Consider the following 23341-nt stretch of genomic DNA (forward strand, 5'->3'; position numbering starts at 1 on the left):
ATTCCATAGTATTAGCGAAATCTATTACACTCCATTTAGCAGCGAATTTCGAGTGCCCCCGGCACCGGTTCCTGCATTTTAAGTAAAACCAGGCGGGGAACAGACCGATTTCTGAGGATCCAGCAGAGCAATTTGAACAGGCATCGAGCCAGTCTTCCCACCTGCTGCACCAGGCGCACGCGCAACCACCGCTCCCCAAACTCCTGCAGCAGGCAGAACTGTTCTTTCAGTGTCCCGGCGAGAAATATCCGATCTCCAAAGCGATTCACCTCTCGCGTCTGGCTGCCTTTTATCCCAAGTGCCGGGACTGTCCTCACAACCAGATCACCGGAAACCTTTCTCCGCAGACGGTTAAACGCCTGCATCAGACTCAGCAGGCACGAGGCACCGCCCCCGACCTGTTTACGACCGAAGGAGTACGCGGCGTTTATCTGAATCAGATCGACCGCACACAGGCCGCTCACCTCGCCGGCGCCTTTTCGCACCTGCTCTGGGAGAGCCTCCCGCTGAAAGGGTTAGCCCCGGATTCCAAGACCAGCCGCTCCCCAAGATCGAGTGCTCCCTCCAGGGAACAACCTCGGCCCGAAAAGAGTCGCGGCCCCTGCGTTGTCATTGGATTCGATGAACGACCTTCATCACCCGACATCATTACCGGCGTCGCGGGGGCACTTCGCCGAAACGGCTGCCGGGTGATCGATCTGGGACTCACGGTACCTGCAATCCTCGCTTATGCCACCTCGCATCTGCAGGCACAGGGCGCGATCATGGTCACCGGTTCCCACTGTGGACCGTCCAGTACCGGACTCGAATTTTTACTTGAACAGTCCCAGCCTGTTTCCCGGGGATTCCACCTCGAACGCATCCAGGAGATCGCCGAACAGGGTTACGGTCGCGCATCACGACAGCCCGGTTCTCAGCGTACCTTCCACCCCATGGAAACCTACCGCAGCCAGTTCCTGAAACACTTTCACGCCCTGCGACCGTTGAAAATCGCTGTCGCCTGTTCTCTCAGACTGGTCCGGGAAACCCTCGATTCCCTGTTCGATAAGCTCCCCTGCCAGCTCTCCTGGGTCGACATTCCGCATCAGAAACGGAACCTGCTCGATCCCGACGATTCAGATGTCCGCAAAATGCAGCAGTACCTCGAAACCCACAACTGCGACTTGGGTCTTCTGATCGACGACGACAGCCGCCAGACCGCGTTCTTCAGCGAGACAGGCGAACTGCTCCCCAATCACGCCGTCACCCGATTGCTGATGCAGGCCCTGGCCGCCGAACAGTCGGAGGCCGTCTTCGTGCTCGATCAGATCAGCCGGGAACAGCAGGCGAACCTCCCTGCAGACTGGAACCTGCACACACACCGGGGAACGCTGGCAGACAGCTATTTTCAGATGCAGCAACACGAGGGCGTTTACGCTGCCGATCACAGCGGATATCATTGGTTTCGGGAGACTGTTCCCACCTGCGATGCCATTTTGACGCTGGCTCATGTCCTGGCTGCCTTGAGCTTCAGCGATGCACCCGTCAGCGAACTTCTCTCTTCCACAGACGAAGAGACACCCTGACAGCCTGCGGATCAGCTGCTGTGACTAACCCGGAAACACCGTCCTCTGCGTACATACACGTCCCTTTCTGCCAGCACCGCTGCGGCTACTGTGACTTTACGCTCGTCGCCCGCAAGGACCACCTGATCGACGACTATCTGGCTGCCATGGAACAACAGCTCGCGACAGTCGAACCGGGCACCGAACTGCAGACCCTCTTTCTGGGAGGGGGCACTCCCACTCATCTCAGCATTGAACAACTGGACCGACTCTTTTCCACCCTCTTTAACCGGTTTCGTCTGGCGGACGATTGCGAATTCAGCATTGAAGCCAATCCACTGAATCTGAGCATTGAGAAAATCGACTTTCTCAAGCAGCGTGGCGTCAACCGGGTCAGCCTCGGCGTCCAGTCCTTTCACTCCGAGATACTCACCTTCCTGGAGCGGGATCATCAACCTGAGCAGATCTTCGAAATCGTGCAGAACCTGCAGGCCCGCATTCCCAATACCAGCCTTGATCTGATCTTCGCGGTCCCCGGTCAAAGTCTGTCGGACTGGGAGTCATCCCTGTCCGATGCCGTCGGTCTCGGAATCCCCCACCTCTCGACATATGGCCTGACCATCGAGAAGGGAACCTCGTTCTGGAGCCGCCAGCAGTCAGGTCTTTTCGATTTACCCGCGGATGACCTGGCTGGCAGCATGTATGAATTTTCGCTGGACTATCTGGGTTCACGGGGAGTGCAGCATTACGAGATTTCGAACTTCGCCCGCCCGGGGTTTGAATGTCACCACAATGAAGTCTACTGGACCGGCTATCCCTACTATGGTTTTGGCCCCGGCGCAGCCAGTTACCTGAATGGTGTTCGCCGCCAGAATCACCGCAGTGTCACTACCTGGCTCAAGCATGTCGCCGCCGGCGAGTCTCCGATCGCGGAACAGGAAGAACTCGATCCCGAAGCCCGCGCCCGCGAAGCAATTATCTTCGGCCTCCGCCGTCGTGTCGGCATCAATCTCGCCGAGTTCGCGTCCCGCTACGGTTTCTCAATTCCGGAACTGGCGGAATCCGCGATTGAGAGAAATATCGCTGCGGGACTACTGGAACAGACCGAAACCCACCTGCGGCTCACACAGGCTGGTTGCCTGCTTGCCGATTCCGTGGTGGTCGATTTCCTCTGATCACGCGAGACTCAATGTCCCTGGTATTCCTGAGTCACCTGGACCGTATATTTACCGGGAAACTTCGTCCAGCCATTTTCCATCTTGCTCCCCAGGATTTCGAACTGCAGTGTTCCTTTCGGCACCAGGAAGTACAGCCCCCCGTCATAGTCATCATGCACGCAGGGAAAAACCCGGTTATTCACGCGAGCTTCCATATGATACCCCAGTCCGCCCATCAACGAGTTCAACCCGATTGTATTTCGATAGTTAATCAGGTCCGGCATCGGTCCGCCTTCCTGCAGGAAGCGATTCCAGTCCGTATAAAAAGCCGCGAGTTGACTCTGCAATTCTGTGTAACGTGGCTGATCGAGTTGCGTGCCATGTTGCTTGATGTATTCCAGCAGTGCTGGATCGCCCGTTAAATCGACACGAACAATCTCTGTTTTCGCGCCTGGCTTCAGACGAACTTTCAATCCCCCCTGCTCCGGACCAAAGAAGGTCATTTCCATCAGGTCGCTCTGCACCCGACGCGGCGTCTCTTTAAAACTGTTATTCACTGCCTGGATCACATCTGCAGACAGTCCCAGATCCGATGTTTTCTGCAGTTGCTCCAGGCTCGCATCTTCCGGACTCAGCCGGGCTCCGACAAGATTCCCTTCCAGATGCGGACCGTAGGTGTAATAGAAATAGCCGGCTGCGCCGAGCATCAGCCCGAAGCAGAGAATGATCAGTAGAATGGGCCCCACGTTCGACCTGCGTCGTTTCCGCAGATACTGGGCTGTCGCGCTCGATAGAGGTCGCTGTTGAACCGCAACGGAATCGCCTGGCGGCGGTACAGTCTCCTGTGACGCTCCAGCCGGGGCCTCCATGGCCGGAGCCTGTGCCTGGGAAACCGCCTGTGTTTCCTGGGGGGTCGGGGGAACCTGCTCGCTCATAGCAAATGGATTGGGAATCACGAGCTTCGTCCCACAACGGGGGCAGTCCCCCTGTTTGCCTGCGGAAGTATCGGGGACTTTCAGGGTAGAAGTGCAGTACGGACAATCAAATTCTATTGCCATGTCTCAACTCAATATTATGTCTGGGTTTATATAATCAGGACGAACGGGGAAGGCGTTCGTTCTTCCGTCTGATTGAGGCGCAAACGTTGGGTGGGAACTCAGGAGCGTCAATTTCAATTATAAGGATATTCAGCCCGAAGACCAGACTGTTTTCCAGCAGGAAACCGCATTCCCGAGGGGGAGAACCGGTTATTTCAATGATTCGAGATATGCCAGCAGATGAGCGGCCTGCTCGGCTGTCAAGTCGCGGAGCAACTGATCGGGCATGAGCGATTTCTTCTGCATCACCACAGTTTCCACATCCTGCACCGGGATCTCCAGAAGTTCGTTTTTGGCATCTTTCAACACCACGCCCACATCGTCTCGACGGACCAGCAGACCACTGACCACTTTGCCCGACCGCAGTTCGACCACGCAGGTAAAATATTTCTCATCAATCTTTTTCGATGGATCAATAATATTCTCGAGCAGCTCCTGACGCGACAGTTTCTTGCCAATCTGGGTGAGGTCAGGGCCAAGCTCTTTGCCATGCTGATGCACGCGATGACAATTCCGGCACTGCAGTCCCGCCATCTGCATGAACAGTCGCTTCCCTTCCCGCGAATCGCCCGGCAATGAAAGCAGGGCCCGATGGTCGATGTTCTGACCCAGCCGTTTAACCCGCTGATCCTCAGGCAGGAATCGTTCGAACAGATCGCGTACCAGTGGATTCCCGCCCTGTGTCGCCAGCCGTATGATCTGCTTCTGCGTGTCCTCCGACATCGGTTGTCGATCCAGGGCGTTCAAGAGCATCAGCCCTCCGCTGGTAGTTCCGAGAACTTCCTGTAGTTTCTGTCCGGAAAAATCCTGATCTTCAATCTGTATCGCGTCTTCCAACAGATTCACCTGTCGGTTCCGCTGACGGGCGATTTCGAACTGCAACTCATGCGGACGCGTAGGCAGTCGTTCGATCCATTCCTGAATTAACCGGGTCCCTTCGACATCAACAATCGATGAACCCGAATAAGGCATCCGCCCTTTTCCCAGTTTGCTCATGCGATAGAGTAACACCGATCGGAACGGATCGCCCGGAGCAATCACTTCTGCTCCGAGAATCTCAAACTTCCCCTGGGTGGGTGTCACTCCCACCGCTTTCATCGCTTCCAGATCGAGGGAGGCATCCAGTTCAATCGTCGATCCCCCACCGCCGTTATTGCGATGACAGTGCCTGCAGTTCGCATGTAGGTAAGCTCGGGCCCGCAGGTTCAACGCTGCCGAGGTGTTGTGTGGATCCACCAGATAATGTGCCCTGGTCCCCTTTGATTCATTCCACACCGATTCCGGCAGCACCTTGATGTGCGCCAGAGCCCGCAACTGATTGTCGACGACATCACCGAATTTTCGTTCCCGGTTGAGTTGTGCTTCTTCGAAGGAAAGCACCGACAGGTAATTCTGGTAGGGTGTATGACAGACCGCACACTCCGCCCGACTGGAAACCCGCCACTCGTAGTTCAGTTTTCCGTCCGGATGGCCTGCATCGGTTATCTCCAGTTTGATGCAGTCGCCTTCAGTGGGGACCAGAGTCGCATCGGTCTGATCTTCGTTCCAGCGATAGGAATATCCCTGCCAGCGGGCCCCGTTGAAGTGTAATAACTGTGTTTCGAGCCGCAGGGCCGTCTGCGGATTCCCCCGCTCCGTCTCCAGCGAAATGGTTTTGACCAGCACCGTATCTTTGGGGAAATTCCAGAACCGCTTCTGCACGACTTCAATCGTGGTATCGGGAGGCAAGGCGATGAAGCGTTCTGAGGTCGCGTAGTCAGCCCAGGCAGGTGCATTGATTTCGTATGGAATCACGCCCGCGGCCACCTGATGCTTCTCGGTCGATTCGAATAAACCGGTCTGGCTCAATCGGGTCGGAAAATCCGGATTATGGTCGGATTCCTTGATCGGTGCCAGCCGATGAAAGGCGCCTCCTTCAATGTCAACGATGTAAACTTCGCCCGCATCATCGATCGCAAAGGCGGTTACTTTCAACGTCGAGTTCGCCAGCTCCTGATGCCAGTTGACCCGCTGATTTTCATAACGCAATCCCCACAGTTTTCCCGTGGAATAGTCACCGTAAATGTAAGTATCTTTCAGATCCGGTAGGCGCGTGCCTCCATAAAAGTAGCCCCCTGTAATCGAACGGGCTTCGCGATGCGAATGAGCAATCGTGGGTGGCAGAATAGGCGTTGGTCCCAGTTGATTCCCCGGCTTGACCGGCTGGCGGCCTTCTTTGATACTCCAGCCATAGTTACCGCCCTTTACGACGCGATACACGAGTTCCCAAAGTTCCCAACCGACATCACCCACCCATAAATCGCCACTCTTGGGGTCGAAGCACATCTTCCATGGATTGCGAAATCCGAACGCCCAGATTTCAGGACGCACGTTCGGCAGCTTCACGAACGGATTATCCGCGGGAATCGCATAGGGCAGATCCTGACTGCGTTGATCAACGTTGATTCGCAGCACACAGGAGAGCAGGTTGCTCACATCCTGTCCGGCATTATGAATGTCCGGCGGTGAAGCGGGTCCGCCATCACCTGTTGAGATATAAAGATAGCCATCCGGTCCGAACCGCAGGCAGCCGCCATTGTGTCCGCCCGACAGCCACTCGATCAAAGTTTCTTCCGATTCCGGATCGCAGTGCAGCCGATTCGCATCCTGTACCTTGAACCGCGAGACCCGCGTCCCTTCGGGCAGGCCTGGCTTCAAAACGTAGCAGATATAAACATATCCGTTTTCTTCAAAGCGGGGATGAAACGCCATCCCGTAAATTTCATTCAGTTCGGGGACATGCTGCTTGAGATCCAGAAAGAGTTCGGTTTCGGAAGTCCCCTGATCCTGGTAATCGAAGGAAAAGATCTTCCCCTTGCGCTCGGCAACAAAAAAGCGTTTCATACCTGGCGCGGTCGCGACCACCAGTGGTTGATTGAATTTCAACTGGGGAAAGGCCCGCTCGGTTTCGTAAGGCAATGCGGGATCGGGGCTCCCCTGCACCTTTGAAGTCGTCCAGGGAATCCGTTTCTCGATCCCGTACTGGGCATCCTGCGCCTGCAGACGTCCCTGCAGGCAAAAGAGTCCCGTCAGGACCAGTGACCAGACTAACCAGACTCGGGAATCAGACTTTTTTCCAGGGGCCTTCATGCAGAGCAGTCCTCTTCTTCTGTGAGAGATGCAGGAGCCCGTCTTCGCCCCCGCTGAATGGATCCTTCATCGCATCCTCTGATACTATTCAACCTGCTGTCCCCACCGAATGCAATTCCGAATGCCGCTTCGCGCTGCGGAACACGGATCTTTTCCACCCGGTTCTCAAATGTGAACCAGCGGTTACCGCATGTTAACCGGATCCACATCGATGACATATTCGATCCCCTTTTCCCGAGGCAGTTTGGGATCCACTTCCCGCCACAGTTGCAGAATGTCTTCCACATTCACCGCAGCCAGCTGGAAGTGGTAGCGAAAATATTTCTTCAACCTGATGATCGGCGCCGGGGCCGGGCCCAGAATCTGCACACTCAGCTTCCGTTCTTCTGCGGCCTCATGGAGAATCTCGGCAATCTGTCGGGCGAACTTTTCCACATGCTCTTCGTGGGGACCACGCAGAATCACCCGGGCGTAATGCGAAAAAGGAGGCGCGAGCATCTCTTTACGGTGCCCCAGCTCCAGACGGGCAAACCCCAGGAAGTCATGCTCCGCGGCTTTCACGATGGCGGGTTCGGCCGGCGAGGTTGTCTGCACAAACACGCGTCCCCCCTGCATGCCCCGCCCCGTACGTCCGGCGACCTGAGCAATCAACTGAAACGTCCGTTCCGAAGCAAACAGATCGGGTTGATGCAGCATCGTATCTGCGTCAATCACGCCCACCAGCGTTACGTTCGGGAAGTCGAGCCCTTTCGCAATCATCTGCGTTCCCAGCAGGATATCGACCTCCCCCGCAGCGAAGGCATTGAGCACCTTCGCATGACTGCCGACACCACGCATGGTATCACTGTCCATTCGCTTGCAGGTGTAATTGGGAAACTTCGCTTTGACCTCTTCCTCCAGTCGTTGTGTCCCGGTACCCACGTACCTTAGTCCCGGTGCCCCACAACTGGGACAGTGCGTTGGCGGCTTGCTGGAAAAATCACAGCTGTGACAGACCGCGAGGCTCTTATCCCGATGCCAGGTCAGTGAGATCTCACAGTGCGGGCATTTCACCGAGTTCCCACACCCCTTACACCACAGTGCCGGCGAATAGCCGCGGAGATTCAGGAACAGAATCACCTGCCCACCCGCTTCGAGAGCGTGCTGCATGCCCGTGAAGAGCACACGCCCGAGCGATTCGTTTCGTCTGACCTGCACATCATTGCGAACATCGATGATATTCACACCGGGCATCGGCAGATTATTCACCCGCTTAGGCATTGAGATCAGCGTGTCTTTCTTCTCAATGACCCGTAGCCAGGAATTCAACGTGGGCGTCGCAGACCCCAGAATCAAAGGAACCTTCTCCAGTTCAGAGCGTTTTCGCGCCACTTCGCGGGCATGATAACGGGGCGCGGTCTCCTGCTTGAAACTGGTCTCGTGTTCTTCATCAATGATGATCAGCCCCAGATGCGGTGCGGGAGCAAATACGGCACTCCGGGCTCCCACAATCACCTGCACCTTACCGGCCGCAATATTCTGCCAGTGGTAATGACGGTCGCTGTCGCTCAAATGACTGTGCAGCACCGCCACCGAATCGAAACGGGAGCGAAACCGCTGAATGGCCTGCGGGGTCAGACTGATTTCGGGAACCAGGACAATCGCCTGCTGACCGTAACTGACGACTTCGCGGATCGCCTGGATATAAACTTCGGTCTTACCACTGCCTGTCACGCCCTGCAGGACGAACGTTTCGCTCCGCTGCCCCCGGATCGCGGACAGAATCTGATCCAGCGCCATCCGCTGATCCCGGTTCAGTTGCAGATCGTCCTGCTTGGTGATGTGTGCGTAAGCCGCATCATCGCCATTTTCGAAATGCTGTACCCGTTTCTGATGACTGCGAATCAACGTCTTCTTTTTCAGAGTCTGAACCGGGCCAGAACCACAGCCGGCGGCGGCCATGATCTGATCCATCGTCAGTGGCTGGTCGGCAGATTTGAGTGCATCGTAAACGGCTCGCTGTTTGGCCGGCAGCCGTTCGACTTCTTCAGGTATGTTTCTCCCCTGTAGTGCACGCGGATCGGTCAGTTCAAACACCGAAATCATCCGGGTGCCCGCCTGGTTTTTGACGCCGGCAGGAACGACACAGTCCAGCACCTGCCCCCAGCTGCACAGGTAGCGGTCGGCAATCCAGCGGGTCAGCTTCAGCATCCTGGCGCTGAACAACGGGCGGCTGTCCAGAATTGTATCAACTGACTTCAGACGCACACTGGGTTGATCTTCATCCGCCGGTCCCACGCCGACACAATAGCCGGGGGAGAGTTGATTCCCCCGACCAAAGGGGACCTGCACCCGATGTCCGGGCTTGAGTAGTGGGCGCATCGACTCCGGCACCAGGTAATGAAACACGCGGTCCACCGGTCGATTCAGAACGATTTGTGCCAGATACAGATTCTGTGAATTCCGCTCCCAGGGCATCGGGTTTTCGGGGAGCTCTTCATCTTCAAACAGGCTCTGTTGCTTCGGTTTACTCATACAGCCAGCAGGATATACTAGGGAAAAGGTCAAATCGTTTTGTAACTCTTTGACAGCGGTAACTCAACAAACAAACTCGACTATCGAGCATTCGATACAAAAGATTCTTTCAGTGATGCCCCCTGCTCACTCAGCTCCTCTGCTGAAAGCCTCCGCTGAAAGATAGAAATGATTCACAGATGCGTATTGGAATTTTTGGAGGAACCTTCGATCCCATCCATAACGGTCACCTGCTCCTCGCCGAACAGTGCCGCGAACAGGCTGCCCTGGATGAAGTCTGGCTGATCCCCGCCGGTTCTCCCCCGCACAAGGAAACAACCGGCATCACAGCCGGGAAACAGCGTCGCGAAATGCTGGAGTTCGCGATTGCCGGCAACCCCAGCTTCGTCATTCAGGACCTGGAACTGCACCGCGACGGTCCCAGCTACACGGTAGATACGCTACAACAACTCAAAGAATCCCACCCCGCCGACGACTTTTTCCTGATCATCGGAGCCGACTCCGTTCGCGACTTCCACACCTGGCGCGAGCCGGAAGCGATTCTGGAGCAGGCACACCTGATCGGCGTCAATCGCCCTAACATTAGTCTACCAGATCTCAGCAATCTGACAGACAAGCTCGGCGATACGGTCATTACCAAAATCTCCTGGGTCACCATGCCCGGCATCGATCTCTCTTCCACCGACATCCGCCAGCGGATTCGCGAAAACAAAAGTGTCCGCTACATGATGCCGCGGGCCGTCGAAGTTTATATCCACAATAACAGGCTGTATTTAGACTGAGATTTCCCTAAACTGAGACTTAAACATCGCTTAAGACGGGTGAACCGTCTATAAATCAGTGCTGACTACTGGAAATTCCCGGTCAGTTTGATCAGAATTAGAACAGTAGACACGTACGGTGTGGAAATGGAACGATGCCAGTGAGCGCTCTACGGTGTTTATTACGGAAGGGAATGGATTACCAGCGTTGGATATTGCGCGCCTCAATCAAACCTGCCTGATTTATCTCACCAGACGAAACAGACGACTTCGCATACCTGTCCCTGCACAGGAAAACGGATTCGAAATGGAACACCCGCCAGCGTGAATCATCATTCAGCCTGATCAACGGATCGTAAGAGTAAGGAAAACCTCGGCGTCATGGATTCGAAATCTTCAACCAAACTGAAAACGGATCAGGGAGAAGGAGCCTCGCTTTCTGCCTTCGACTATCAGCCCCGCACCAGAATCGTCTTTGGTGGGGGAACCCTGAGCCGGTTGGGGGAACTCGCCGTCGAACAGGGCGCAAAACATGTGCTGCTGGTCACAGATAAAGGTCTCGCGGAAGCCGGACACGAAGCCCGCGGCGTCGCCTCGCTCGAACAGGCAGGCGTCAAAATCACCATCTTCGACGACGTTCACGCCAACCCTACTACCGAAGACGTCGAACGCGGACTGGCCGTCGCCCGTCAGCAACCCATCGATCTGATCGTCGGCCTCGGAGGCGGCAGCAGTATGGATTGTGCCAAGGGCATTAACTTCCTGCTCACCAACGGCGGCAAAATGGAAGACTACTGGGGAGTCGGCAAAGCCTCGAAACCCATGCTTCCCCTGATCGCGGTCCCCACTACCGCCGGTACAGGCAGTGAAGCCCAGTCGTTCGCCGTCATCGCCCATCCCGAAACACACATGAAGATGGCCTGCGGCGACAAAAAGGCCGCCTGCCGCGTCGCCATCCTCGATCCCGAACTCACGCTGACCATGCCCCGCTCGGTCACCCACGTTACCGGCATCGATGCCCTGAGCCACGCACTCGAAACATATGTCACGAAACCCCGCAATGAAATCTCGCGACTCTTCAGCCGTCGCGCCTGGTCTCTCCTCGCTCATAGTTTCCCCCAGGTTCTGAATACCCCCGATGACCTCACCGCCCGCGGCAATATGCAGCTGGGAGCCCACTTCGCCGGAGCCGCCATCGAAAATTCGATGCTCGGTGCCACACACGCTCTCGCGAACCCCCTCTCAGCACATTTTGGTCTCACACACGGCGTTGCCATCGGCATCATGCTCCCTCATGTAATCCGTTTTAATGCGGAACTGGTCGGCGAGCATTACTCACAGCTCGCGTCCGACATCGGTCTCTGTGACCCACACGATCCCGCGGGCCCGGGTCTGCTGGCCGAACACATCCAGTCCCTTGTTTCATTAGCCGGAGCCCCGACCACACTCACTGAATGTGAAGTCGACACCGGCCTGTTCGATCAGCTGGCCGAAGAAGCCTCCCGGCAGTGGACAGGGAACTTCAACCCCCGCCCCGTCGATCAGTCCTCTTTACGGGAATTGTATGAATGCGCATACTAAAGCGAAATCAATCGAACCACCTCCCTTCCCGGATCGCAGCCGCGGCACTCTGCCTGTTCGCATTCAGTCTGTCTCTGTCTGCAGCAGAGAAACCGTCGGAAAACAAACCGGCCGCCAAAGCAGATGCTTCCGCGGTTCCTGCGCCACAGGCCAACCCGGAAGACTGGCCCTCGTTCCGTAACGGGAACCTGCAGCAGGGCGTCGCGAAAACCACGCTCCCCGAGAAACTCGAACTGCTCTGGGAATACCCCTCGTCCGACGGCATCGCTTCCACCGCTGCCATCGTGGGTGACAAAGTCTACATGGCCGGCCTCAACGGCTTCGTGGAATGCCTCGAACTCAAAACCGGAAAGCCGGTCTGGAAATATCGTTCGATTGAAGATCGTGATCCGAAAAAATTCGCCCCGGGTTTCAAGTCTTCTCCTCTGGTCACCGCCGACGGTGTTTACATTGGCGATGAAGACGGCGTCTTTCACGCCCTCCACCCCGCGACAGGCAAACAACTCTGGACCTTCAAAACCGACGCCGAAATCATCAGCAGCGCCAACATCACCGGCGATAAAATTCTGTTCGGCAGCTACGATAATTTCCTCTACTGCCTCAACGTCAAAGATGGTTCCCTCGCCTGGAAATTCGAGACCGACGGCTACGTGAACTGCTCCCCCGCGATTGTCGATCACTTCACCTTCGTCACCGGTTGTGACGAACAGCTCCGCGTGATCGATATTCATACCGGCAAACAGCACAGCCAGATGCCATTGATGACCTACCTGATTGCCTCGCCCGCGATCTGGGAAGATGACCTCTACGTCGGCACCTATGCCAGCGAGATCATCGCCGTCGACTGGAAAGACTCGAAAGTCGACTGGCGTTATAAAGACCCCAAAAAAGAGTATCCCTACCACTCCTCCGCCGCCATCACCGAGACGCACGTCGTCGCCGGGGGCCGCGATAAACAGGTTCACTGCGTCGAACGCAAAACCGGAAAACCCATCTGGAAATTCATGACGCGGGGACGTGTCGACAGTTCTCCGGTAATTGTCGGCGACCGCGTCTTCGTCGGTTCTTCGGATGGTAACCTGTATGAGTTCGATCTGAAAAATGGTAAGAACCTCTGGAAAAAGAACTTAGGTGACGATATCACAGCTTCCCCGGCCATTGGCCAGGGACATCTGATCATCGGCACAGAATCCCGAAATGGCGCCTTGTATTGTTTCGGAAAGAAGTGACAATAAGAAAGACCCGTCAATTATCATCAAAACCGGTGGCAAAATCGGTTTGCTGAACGACACAGAAAACACGTTGAGAGCATTATGGATCTGGAAAAAACAGGCACTACCGAAATCGGCAGTTACTTTATCTCCAACTACCCCCCTTTTTCGCAGTGGAGGCAGGAATACGTTACCCGCATCCAGGAAGTTCTGCACCAGCCCCCCGATACCAGCATTCCCATGGGGCTCTATATCCATATCCCCTTCTGTCGTAAACGCTGTAAATTCTGCTACTTCCGCGTCTACGAAAAACAGAATGCCAAAACCATCGAACGCTACGTTCAAGCCCTGCAGAACGAGTTCGAAATGCTCAGCCAGGTCGAAGCCATCAAGGGACGCACCCTCGACTTCACCTACTTCGGCGGTGGAACTCCTTCCTACCTGAGCTCCAAGCAACTCCTTTCGGTCCGTGATCGACTCACCAGCCTGCTTAACTGGGAAACCGCCCAGGAAGTCACCTTCGAATGTGAGCCGGGAACCCTCAACCTGGAAAAAGTCAAAACACTCAAAGAGATCGGCGTCACCCGTATCTCCCTCGGCATCGAGAGCTTCAACGACAAACTGCTCGAAGCCAACGGTCGCGCGCATCTCACCCCGGAAGTCTACAAAGCTTATGACTGGATCCAGCAGGTCGGCTTCCCCCAGGTCAACATCGACCTCATCGCCGGCATGATGGGTGAGACCGATGACAACTGGTCGGACGCCGTCGAAAAAGCCGCCGAGTTCAATCCGGATAACATCACCATCTACCAGATGGAACTCCCTCACAACACGATCATCTCCAAAGAGATGAAAGAGATGGGCATCGACTCCCCCATCGCCGACTGGAAAACCAAACGCCGCTGGATGAACGAGGCCATCGAAACCCTGCAGGGCAAAGGCTACCACCTCGCCAGCGGAAATGAACTCGTCAAAAACCCCGAAACAGATCGCTTCGTCTACCGCGACAATCTGTTCCGCGGCAACGACATCATCGCCACCGGCGTCTCTTCGTTCGGTCACATGCAGGGCGTGCATTATCAAAACCTCGATCGACTGGAAGACTATCTCGAAACGGTGGAAAGCGGCAAGCTTCCCGTGAACCGCGCATTGGAACCCACCGAACACCAGCGGCTCATCCGCGAATTCATCCTGCAACTCAAAGAAGGACGCGTCCGTACACAGCCCTTCATGGATAAGTTCGGCGTCAAACTCACGGAAGAATTCTCCGAAGCACTCCAGAACCAGCAGAAAGCGGGCTACCTGAATTATGATGATTCCCAGGTCGAACTGACCCGCAAAGGCATCCTGCAGGTCGACAGCCTGCTGACGGAGTATTTCGAACCGGAACACCGCATGGTAAGATACACCTAAGCGGCGGATCTCCGGATCCCTGATCTCTCACACTGACCCTCCCCTGAATTAAAGAAGTTATGACCAAGTGAACCCACAAGACGAACTCGATGCACTTGTTAAACTGTTCCCGAACGAACAACGATTGTTCGAACGGGCCGAACACGTTTCTTCCGCGACCACTCCTGAGCCTTACAAATCCCTGCTCGCGCATTACCACCACATGACCATCTCCATGGAGGAATATCACAAATCCCCCGTCGACGTCATCGTGCTGGATCAGAGACTCGATGAAAATGTATACAGCCGAAAAATCCTGCTCGTCAAAACAGGCACCGAACAGGTGGTCCAGTTCGGCATCGTGCGGTTCAATTTCGACTATGTCACCCAGGCCGTTAAGGACGAAATCCTCGCAGGCCAGATCCCTCTGGGACGCGTATTGATCAATCATAATGTATTACGACACGTAGACTTAGGTGCCGTCCTCCGTATCACCGCCGGACCGGGGCTCGCCAATGTCATGCACATTGAACCCGGCCAGGTAACCTATGGACGCCTGGCGACCATTTTTTGTAATCAGCAACCCGCAATTGACCTCTTGGAAGTTTCGGCTCCACTGCTATAACTCCTTAACTCACAACACAAGACGGTCCTTTCAACTGTAGAGACAAAGGCTTTCCATGATTGATTCGAGTACAACAGAACAGCCTGAAATCGAAACCGAATACGACGTGATCATCATCGGGGCCGGCCCGGCCGGTACCGGTACCGGAGCCCTGCTCGCCGAACAGGGGCGCAAAACCCTCATCGTCGACCGGGCTCACTTCCCCCGCTTTCACGTCGGAGAGTCGCTGATTCCGGAGACCTTCTGGTCCCTCAAACGACTGGGACTGGTCGAACAACTCAAACAGACCGCCTTCCCCAAAAAATTCAGCGTGCAGTTCGTCACCGATGAAGGTGTCGAAACCATGCCCTTCTACTTCCACGAATACAAAGACCACGAAAGCTCGCAGACCTGGCAGGTCCTCCGAGCCGAGTTCGATCAGATGCTCGCCGACAATGCACAGAAACAGGGAGCCACCATCTGCACCGGTACCCAGGTTATGGACTTGCTCACCGAGGGAGAACAGGTCACCGGCGTCCGGGTGAAACTTCCCAGTCAGGAAACCCGCGAGATCAAAGCTAAACTCGTCGTCGATACCAGCGGGCAGTCCGCCTTCATCGTCAACCGGCTCAAGCTCAAGCAGGCCGATCCGGTGCTCCGCAAAGGAACTGTCTGGGCTCACTTCAAAAATGCCCACAGAGACGAAGGCATCGATGAAGGCGCCACCATCATCCTGCAGACCGAAGGCAAACACTCCTGGTTCTGGTACATTCCGCTCCCCGACAACGTCGTCAGCGTCGGCTGTACCGGCGACATGAACTACATGTTCGCCAAAGATCGGGGCACCAGTGAAGACATCTTCTGGCAGGAAGTCGAACGCTGCTCGGCCATCAAACGTCGCCTGGAGAATGCCCAGCCCGACACCGAATTCATGACGACGAAGGACTTCTCCTACCATTCCTCGCAGCCAGTCGGACCGGGTTGGATGCTCGCCGGCGACGCGCTCGGCTTCATCGATCCCGTCTACTCCAGCGGCGTCTTCCTGGCCCTCAAATCGGGTGAACTCGTCGCCGACACCATTAACGAGGCTTTCGAAGCCGACGACTTCTCCGTTGAACGACTCAGCCAGTGGTACCCCGGCTATCGCGCCGGAGTCGAGAACTTCCGTAAACTGGTCTATGCCTTCTACACTCCCGGGTTCAGCTTCGGCAGCTTCCTCAGACAGTATCCGCAGTTCAAAACCAACCTCGTCGACATCCTCATCGGCGACGTCTTCAAACCCGAAGTCGCCGAGATGTTTACCGTTATGCAGGACGAAATCCCCGAACTCGCCATGACCGATGACTCCGAAGTCGCTATGAAGAAATAATTCCCCCGCCGGTCTCTCACACAACTCAACAGACCGGTGTTTTTCATGCGCCCATACTCCATCGCTGCTGATTCTGGCACTGATCAGATTCCCTCCCTGCGGCCCTGCTACCTGAATAAACTGAACTTGATTCGCCTGCCCCGAACCGTATGCTGGTTCCCTTCTGGCTCGCGCGCGAGGCGGGTCTGCGTGCACCGGAACAGCCCGAACCACTGACACAATTTCACCTGAACCCCCACCGCATTTCACCGACTGTTCACTGAAACCCAACGCACCAGTTCGCCATGTTCTCCCTCCCATGTTCAGGGCAGACCAGGACAAACCCCGGCCGAATAAGGACAAAATCCAGGACACACCAGGACAAAATCCGGCCACATCGGGACAAAATTCTGTCTTGACCTCCCCGTGCGCTTCAGCAAAATCAAAACCGCGCGTAGGGGCAGTGCCTGTGTGCCTGCCCGCCGAACGACCATCCACCCCGTCCCGCTTCCCATGGATTCCCATATAGATCCTCCCTGTGAGCGGCAAGACGCTAACCGCCTGTAATAAAGGTCGACTCCGATCCCAATTCCAGCAACGATCCCCCTTCCCCTCAAAATACCGGCTAAGCCCGAATGTAATTCGGGCCGAGCGCAGCGAGCAGGAAACTGACAGTGTTGTATTCATTAAATAAAATCCGGTTCGACAGCAAATCCACACTATACGAGAATAAAGTAAACACGCAGGGACCACGCCTGACCTGACTACCAGCAAACCAGCCACGATCATCAGCAGATCATACGCATTCTCACCCACCACCCGCAGATGAAAATCCGGAACCACTCACTTCCCTCCAGCGCACAAAAAAAGCCCTGCTCCGGTCATCACCGGAGCAGGGCTCAGTTCACAATCGGGTGAACTTATTTCTTGTCTTTCTTATACTCGGGTGCTTTACCCAGCGGATACAGGTCCCATTTACGAACCCACATTTCCGCCATTTCGGTCTGCACCAGCAGCTTGCCATGATCGGGCTTGGCGTTGTAGCCGGCATTCACGACCACACCGTTGACCAGGTATTTGATCTTGCCGCCGTCGCAGATGACGTCCATCCGGGTCCACTCGCCGAATTCGCTTTCGACGTCGTCTTTACCACGGAAACCGACTTTGTCAGCCCAGTCAGGGTCACGGCCCCACCAGTTGATCCGGCCGGAGCTGAGGGTGATCTCTTCACCATCTTTGTCCCAGACCTTTTCGCCGTCACGGTCTTTTTTGATCCTGGTTGTCAGCGAAGTCGGCAGTGTTTCGCCTGTCTTGGGATCTTTACCAGTCAGCACCAGGATATCGCCCACGCCACCTTCGATGATCTGAGCTTCGATGGATGCCATCCAGGTGTTGCCATAACCGCCGTCTGGACCATGACAGTGAATCAGCACGCCCGAATCGCGGGCACGGTCTTCCCGTTTACCCCAGGTCTTTTCGCCCCATTTGAATTCGATAACCATATGGTAATCGCGGTAATCTTTCTTGGTGATCAGGCCGCCATAGCCGTCACCCAGAATGTGCAGCATGCCGTCTTTGACCGTGAAGATGTGCTTGGGATCTTCATATTCGGTTCCCCGGTTCCAGACATACAGCCCGTCCAGGTTCTTGCCGTTAAACAGATGAATCACACCATCTTTCGGCGTGACCACTTTGTCCCCTGCCTCTGCTCCCACGGTACAGACAGCAGCCAGACAGACACAGGTGATCGAGAGGAGTCGTTTCAAAACCATGTTTGCGCTTTCCTGAACTGGAGCACATTTCCAAAGCCCCGAGCCCCGGCCATGTGCTGCTCACAGCCCGCGTACGGGCCTGACAAAAGTATTTTCTTTAATAAAATTAAGTTATTGAATGCCGTGACCAGACGCAAGAAGGAACATCAAAAAACTGGCCAACTGAATCAAAACAGAATCATCTGACCAAACTATCACAGGAGATATTTGACCAGAACAGGCAATCACTGTTATCCTAGCTCTAGAAAGACTTGGCCAGCGATTCATGGATTCAGATTCTGCGAAGTTGTCAGTACCGCTCACGACAGAATTCATCATCAGCTAGCCAGATATCATTACGTACCGGAAATCACATGAAATTTCGTCCCCGCTGGCCGCTCGCTTGCCTGCTCCTGATTTTCCTCCTGCTCCTGTTTCGGCTCCTCTGGACACTGGGCTTCTCCGCTGATAGTTGGAGGCTCCTCGCCGATGAATGGCGCCAGCAGATACTCTCACTCACCAGTTGGGAAATTCCTGTCCCTTATCAGACGCCCGCGGAACAAGCCACTTACTGGGTCGCGCAAACCAGAGAAATAGATACAGCGCAACAGGACCCGCAGGTGGCACTGGGAGCGGCCTGGATGCTGGATTCTCCTTGCGAGCTTTATAAAGACAGGCACTACTACTCTGCCCGTTTTGATAAACGCAGCTTAACTTACCTGCTACTGATCGACCAGGAGTGGGAGCGAGAAACACTTGAAGCGATGGGGGATGACTTTGAACCAGTCGCCCGTGAAGCCTGCCTGAACCAGAGCAAGCTGGCAATACGACTCGCCCCTGAAAACAAAGACGTCTGGCGCAACCGGGCGATGCTCCTGTTTGAGCTTCGATACAACGCCAACACTCCGCCTTATTACAGATTCATCCCCCGACAGGAAAACTGGCAGAAAATCCTCGATGAATGCGCCAGACACGATCCGGAGAATGCTCTCTACGATTATCTGGCAGCCATCTATTTTTGGTCCGTTTCAAGCCAGCAGACTGGGGAACAGAAATTCGAAATCTTGGATTCATCGAAATATCAACACGCAAAAAAACGACTCCAGGCAGGACTAAAAAAAACATTTCTGGAAACCGCATATACTGGTAATGCTGAAACTTTCGCCTTTCTGTCTCATACCTCATTCCTGTTGGACCAGCAACTGGATCTAGTACAGAGCAGACAAGGTGAGGCAAGAGACCAACAGTTTCTGGTGAAGCTGTTACGATTTCTGGAACAGGAATTTTTATCTGAAGAGCGACAAAAGAATTACGAATCTGCTGCCTTGGTAGCACGCAATCTACTGCACATTTCGCAACAGCTTTCCGAAAAGAATACCTATTATTACTTCGCAGATATGAAACAGGTCTTTGAATTAAACGGACTTGTAAAGATATTAAACCTGCATAAAGCAGACCCTGGACTGCTCACCCCCGCTGAATACAAAAAGCTCTCACATGATCACAGCCAGTCACTTCTGAAAATGTACGAGTATGAAGAAGTCCTGAACCGCAAAACTCAGGAATCCTATCCTATCGACTCAACTCGTTTTTTTCAGTCAGCGCTGCTCTCGGCAACCTCTCTTAATCTGGTTTTCATCACTCTTGCCAGCGCACTACTCTTCGGTGGTTTAAGCTGGTTTGGGAAACGCGATCCGAACCCGGAATTCGTCTCAATGGGATTCTGGCGGCCCTTAATCTGCTGCCTTTCCGGAATTGGAATCAGTCTGTTATTCTGGGGATTATACCCCGCGCAAATAATACCACTTCAGCTGCAATACCTCTCTCTACGATGGTTGTACTGGATCGGATATTTCCTGATCATCCTGGGCTTCCTGTATCTGATTCACGCCGGTTTTTCGATTCCCTGGCCAGAGCTCTTCGCCTTGTGCTGCTTAATGTCCATTCTGGTTTTATTCGTCTCTCAGTTCACCAACCTCTACCATTTGTGGTTTCAAACTCCTGTGGCGACCATCGTTGCAATTGCTGCAGTCTTGCTCCTCTTCGGTGTGCTCTCCCTGCGTTATTCAAGAAATTTCTTTGGCAAGAAACTACATTCGACGACGGTGTCTTTGCTTATCTGTGGACTGGTCCTGCTCCTCGTAGCCATCGTGATGCCCTACGGTTTAAACCTGGCGAGGGTGTACCAGATCCCGGCTAACCTGATAGACCCCCTGTACCCTGTTACCTGGAGAAATATTCTGGGCATGTACGCTATCGTGGGAATCCCAGAGTATAATTATGGCTTGTACGACTCAACCGCCAGTCAGATCTGGCTGGTCTGGTACTGGCTCGCTGGAGAAGTCTTCGCAGCAGTGATCTCCCTCTCGCTCTTCTGCTCCTGGTATCTGAACAGGCAGGCTCGATTTGTTGAGGGAGGATTTTCCGAACTACTTCAAAATCGTAAAAGTATCACCCTCTGCCATGCAGGGAGAACACTGGCGAAAACATGTCTCTGGGCCGCATTACCGTTTTCCCTGGTTTATCTCGTCGTCACGCCCGCAGTGCTGAAACCAAACGAGGAAAAGACTTTGAAGCACTATAGAAAAATGGCCGATTCAGATTTTGCCCGGCAAGAAATCGAAGCCCTGCGCGCCGAAATTGTAGCCGAACCTGATACTATGACGCGGATCAGAAATCAGGCAGATAAAAATCAGCAACGATTTCTGGAACAGCCGTTTCCTCCAGAGCAAAGTGGGGAAGTCTATTAAACCGATCGTGATCCACTCGCCACGGCCGAAGCATCGTGTGGATGCAGGCTCTCCAGGTGATTGATCTCCACGCGGAAGTCTTTCACACCCTCGTAGCTGTCCAGGGCCGCTTTCAGTTTGCGGGCCGCGTCTTCGCAGAACATCAGGTTCGCACCGTTCAGTCGGGCGAATTCCTGCTCGTCTTCGCGTTTGACTGCGGTCTGCACCGGAGTCGCGATCACCCGTTCCAGGTAATCAATCAGCGTCTCGATGGGGAACTCGTCCACTCCCTCTTCCAGTTCCACAGTCACGTCAGCATGACTGCGCTGGCTGTGAGGAACTGCCAGAATCGCGTCCGGCGTGCCCAGCCATTCGAAGATCTCATCATGTGAGAGCTCGCTCCGGTCGCCGAAGGACCGTTCGAACGCCTGCTGGATCAGCTGACGTGACAGCGCGGCCGAACAGGGGCAGGCACTGGAGTAAGTCAGCTGCACCGTCAGTTGATGGCGGAATTGGCCCTGCTGGTAAGCACTCTGAATCGTCACCGGGTAAGCCCGCCAGCCGGAATGATCGGAAAGCAGCGCGGGCCGCTTCATAGAATGCTCGTACTTGAGAGTCAGGTAACTGTTCGAACTCATGTCGGCATGCGTCTTGACGAAGTCCTGCAGGATCTCGTTGACCACAGACATCGACAGCTCCGCGTCTGCCAGTCGATTGTTCAGGCTCAGGAACAGACGGGACATGTGAATGCCTTTCACACGCTCGTTATCCAGGCTGACGGCGGCATCGGCCCGGGCCGGGGTCCGGAAGACTTCACCGGCGGCATCCCGCAGACGCAGCACCAGCTCGACGCCCGACATCCCTACCCGATCCAGAGCCCCCCCGATATGAGGCTCTGATTCATTGGCAACATCGGGTAAAACTCGAGAAATCGGAGTCACACCTGCACCAGCGGAAGAAAGCGGTTGTCTGCCTTGCTCTGCAGAATCCATCTGCTTGAGGTTCAGTACATCGGATACAAATTCAAACATGCAAACGTCTTTCATCATCCAGTCTCAGGTGAAACGTCGAGTTCACTAAAGATTGTTCTATTCTTAATGGGATTCAGGTGCTGCCGGTTACTATAGCAAAACCTTGCCATTATATCATTTAGTCCGCCTGATTCTTTTTTCAAGTCTCAAAATTCGATAAACGAACCTGATTTATTGCTTTAGGTCCTGATTTCTGCTGATTTTACAGCGAAAAGCAATTCCAGACACTCCGGACCATTTCTCCCCCGAATCAACGCCGCTCAGGCCGACAGTTGACGTCTTGATCTGAACAGAATGCCCTCTGCCGTAGATCCACAGCCTCAGACATATGCTCTCCGTCTATGGCAGTCGCTGCAGATCCGACGCTTCAGGTCCGCGCGCAGCCCACTCCCAGCCTTGAGGAGGCGTCAGGGTTTGAATCGGAATTGGCTGTGGTGCCTGACGAATGAAGCCCGGCTGTTGCAGAGGTGTATACATGGAGGCCTGCTGGATCTGCGTTGGCTGATTCTGCTGGGTCAGAAAATGTGACAGGCGATTGGTCTCAGTATGCATCGGATTCAGCGTCAACGCCTGTGTCACAGCCGGATACACCTTCTCCATCTGGTCGTCCTGCAGACAGGCGTACGCCAGCCTATACCAGTCATCGGCTGTCACATCTTTACGATTCTTGAGTGACTGCTCCAGTGAAGCAACCGAATCACTCCACCGACGGTCGGCTCCATATGCAATCCCCAGCAGCCATTGTGCCTCGGCCCGTTGATCGATGGTCGCACTGTTATTATGACAGATCGGCCGCAGGATCGGCGTCGCCCGGTTATGCTCGCCCATCTTGATTTCCAGCGACGCCAGCTTCAAACGGGAAACGATGTTGTAGGGGTCGACCTGCAATACACGGTGATAAGTCTCGATCGCTGTCCCGTTCAGACCGGCCAGCTCTTCCAGTTCCCCCTTTAAAATCAGGGCCCGGATGTTGGTCGGATCCAGGTTCAGACCCAGCTCCAGGTTCTTGAGCGCGTCGGTATACTGCTTCTTCTCATACAGCAGATAAGACAGATCGATATAAGGCCGGGGATCGTCGGGGTCCAGCACGGTCGTCCGCTGCAACTGCTGGATGGCCTCTTCCGAATAACCGTTGGCAATCAGAAACTCGGAGAGCTGCTGTCGCACTGCCGCATTGTTCGGGTTGTTGGCCACCGCCCGTTTCAACAGCTCCGCTGCCTGCTCCTGGCGACCACTCTCGGTCGCCACGCGAACCTGTTCTACCAGTTCCTGCGATTCCGAGTCCCGCATCGCCATCTTCTGTTTCCAGGAAGAGCAACCCGGACCGGTCAGCATGAGCAGACACAACCAGCAGCACATTCCCGGGACGCACCCTCTCTGACTCAGAGACGACAACGCTCTGACCAGGGAGAACAGGTTTTCAGGAGTGCCACGCATGAAATCCATTTCACTCGTTGACCGACAGACCAGTACATCACATCCAGTTTCGCAA

Annotated in this window: 16 protein-coding genes; 9 read left to right on the forward strand and 7 right to left on the reverse strand. The window is 54.8% G+C overall.

Annotated elements, in window-relative coordinates; genetic code table 11:
• Positions 1–35: 35 nt before the first annotated feature.
• Positions 36–464: a hypothetical protein gene (locus tag RID21_RS26165; RefSeq protein WP_350194083.1), complete on the reverse strand. Its 429-nt coding sequence runs from the start codon at positions 462–464 to the stop codon at positions 36–38.
• A gap of 42 nt (positions 465–506) precedes the next feature.
• On the opposite strand from RID21_RS26165, the gene RID21_RS26170 reads away from it, so the two are divergent.
• Both RID21_RS26170 and hemW read left to right on the forward strand, forming a co-directional pair.
• Complete coding sequence (locus RID21_RS26170) at positions 507–1565, forward strand: phosphohexomutase domain-containing protein (protein ID WP_350194481.1); 1059 nt, start codon at positions 507–509, stop codon at positions 1563–1565.
• Positions 1566–1585: 20 nt separating this feature from the next.
• Positions 1586–2719 carry a radical SAM family heme chaperone HemW gene (gene hemW / locus RID21_RS26175; protein ID WP_350194085.1) on the forward strand — a complete coding sequence of 378 codons (1134 nt, stop codon included), beginning with the start codon at positions 1586–1588 and terminating at the stop codon, positions 2717–2719.
• Between the two features lie 11 nt (positions 2720–2730).
• On the opposite strand, the gene RID21_RS26180 is transcribed toward hemW, so the two are convergent.
• The 3 genes from RID21_RS26180 to priA all read right to left on the reverse strand — a co-directional run bounded on the left by RID21_RS26180 (position 2731) and on the right by priA (position 9441).
• Entirely contained in the window at positions 2731–3759 is a 1029-nt protein-coding gene (locus RID21_RS26180; protein ID WP_350194087.1) for a hypothetical protein, read from the reverse strand.
• Positions 3760–3948: 189 nt separating this feature from the next.
• The gene (locus RID21_RS26185; protein ID WP_350194089.1) at positions 3949–6927 is read right to left on the reverse strand and encodes a PQQ-dependent sugar dehydrogenase; all 2979 of its coding nucleotides are present in this window, start codon (positions 6925–6927) and stop codon (positions 3949–3951) included.
• A 183-nt stretch (positions 6928–7110) separates the two neighbouring features.
• On the reverse strand, positions 7111–9441 hold the full coding sequence (gene priA, locus RID21_RS26190) for a replication restart helicase PriA (RefSeq protein WP_350194091.1): 2331 nt from the start codon (positions 9439–9441) through the stop codon (positions 7111–7113).
• Between the two features lie 179 nt (positions 9442–9620).
• On the opposite strand from priA, the gene nadD reads away from it, so the two are divergent.
• The 6 genes from nadD (at position 9621) to RID21_RS26220 (ending at position 16359) form a co-directional block, all read left to right on the forward strand.
• Entirely contained in the window at positions 9621–10223 is a 603-nt protein-coding gene (nadD, locus tag RID21_RS26195) for a nicotinate-nucleotide adenylyltransferase (protein WP_350194093.1), read from the forward strand.
• Between the two features lie 360 nt (positions 10224–10583).
• A complete protein-coding gene (locus RID21_RS26200; protein ID WP_350194095.1) occupies positions 10584–11783 on the forward strand; it encodes an iron-containing alcohol dehydrogenase in 1200 nt (399 codons plus the stop codon).
• The gene (locus tag RID21_RS26205; protein WP_350194097.1) at positions 11771–13012 is read left to right on the forward strand and encodes an outer membrane protein assembly factor BamB family protein; all 1242 of its coding nucleotides are present in this window, start codon (positions 11771–11773) and stop codon (positions 13010–13012) included. The genes RID21_RS26200 and RID21_RS26205 overlap by 13 nt, the downstream gene beginning before the upstream one ends.
• Positions 13013–13096: 84 nt before the next feature.
• Positions 13097–14407 carry a coproporphyrinogen-III oxidase family protein gene (locus RID21_RS26210; protein ID WP_350194099.1) on the forward strand — a complete coding sequence of 437 codons (1311 nt, stop codon included), beginning with the start codon at positions 13097–13099 and terminating at the stop codon, positions 14405–14407.
• A gap of 67 nt (positions 14408–14474) precedes the next feature.
• The gene (locus RID21_RS26215; protein WP_145189307.1) at positions 14475–15011 is read left to right on the forward strand and encodes a hypothetical protein; all 537 of its coding nucleotides are present in this window, start codon (positions 14475–14477) and stop codon (positions 15009–15011) included.
• 55 nt (positions 15012–15066) lie between these two features.
• The gene (locus tag RID21_RS26220) at positions 15067–16359 is read left to right on the forward strand and encodes an NAD(P)/FAD-dependent oxidoreductase (protein WP_350194101.1); all 1293 of its coding nucleotides are present in this window, start codon (positions 15067–15069) and stop codon (positions 16357–16359) included.
• 899 nt (positions 16360–17258) lie between these two features.
• Here the strand turns inward: RID21_RS26220 and RID21_RS26225 are convergent.
• Positions 17259–18110, reverse strand: a complete 852-nt coding sequence (locus RID21_RS26225; RefSeq protein ID WP_145442178.1) for a 3-keto-disaccharide hydrolase — start codon at positions 18108–18110, stop codon at positions 17259–17261.
• Between the two features lie 353 nt (positions 18111–18463).
• Here RID21_RS26225 and RID21_RS26230 point away from each other — a divergent pair, with 353 nt between their 5' ends.
• On the forward strand, positions 18464–20839 hold the full coding sequence (locus RID21_RS26230; RefSeq protein WP_350194103.1) for a hypothetical protein: 2376 nt from the start codon (positions 18464–18466) through the stop codon (positions 20837–20839).
• Here RID21_RS26230 and folE2 read toward each other — a convergent pair.
• Together folE2 and RID21_RS26240 are read right to left on the reverse strand one after the other, a co-directional pair.
• The gene (gene folE2, locus RID21_RS26235) at positions 20836–21849 is read right to left on the reverse strand and encodes a GTP cyclohydrolase FolE2 (protein WP_350194105.1); all 1014 of its coding nucleotides are present in this window, start codon (positions 21847–21849) and stop codon (positions 20836–20838) included. The two genes, RID21_RS26230 and folE2, sit on opposite strands and share 4 nt — an antisense overlap.
• A 339-nt stretch (positions 21850–22188) precedes the next feature.
• Complete coding sequence (locus tag RID21_RS26240; RefSeq protein ID WP_350194107.1) at positions 22189–23208, reverse strand: tetratricopeptide repeat protein; 1020 nt, start codon at positions 23206–23208, stop codon at positions 22189–22191.
• Positions 23209–23341: the final 133 nt, after the last annotated feature.

The organism is Gimesia sp. (genome assembly GCF_040219335.1).
Taxonomy (GTDB): domain Bacteria; phylum Planctomycetota; class Planctomycetia; order Planctomycetales; family Planctomycetaceae; genus Gimesia.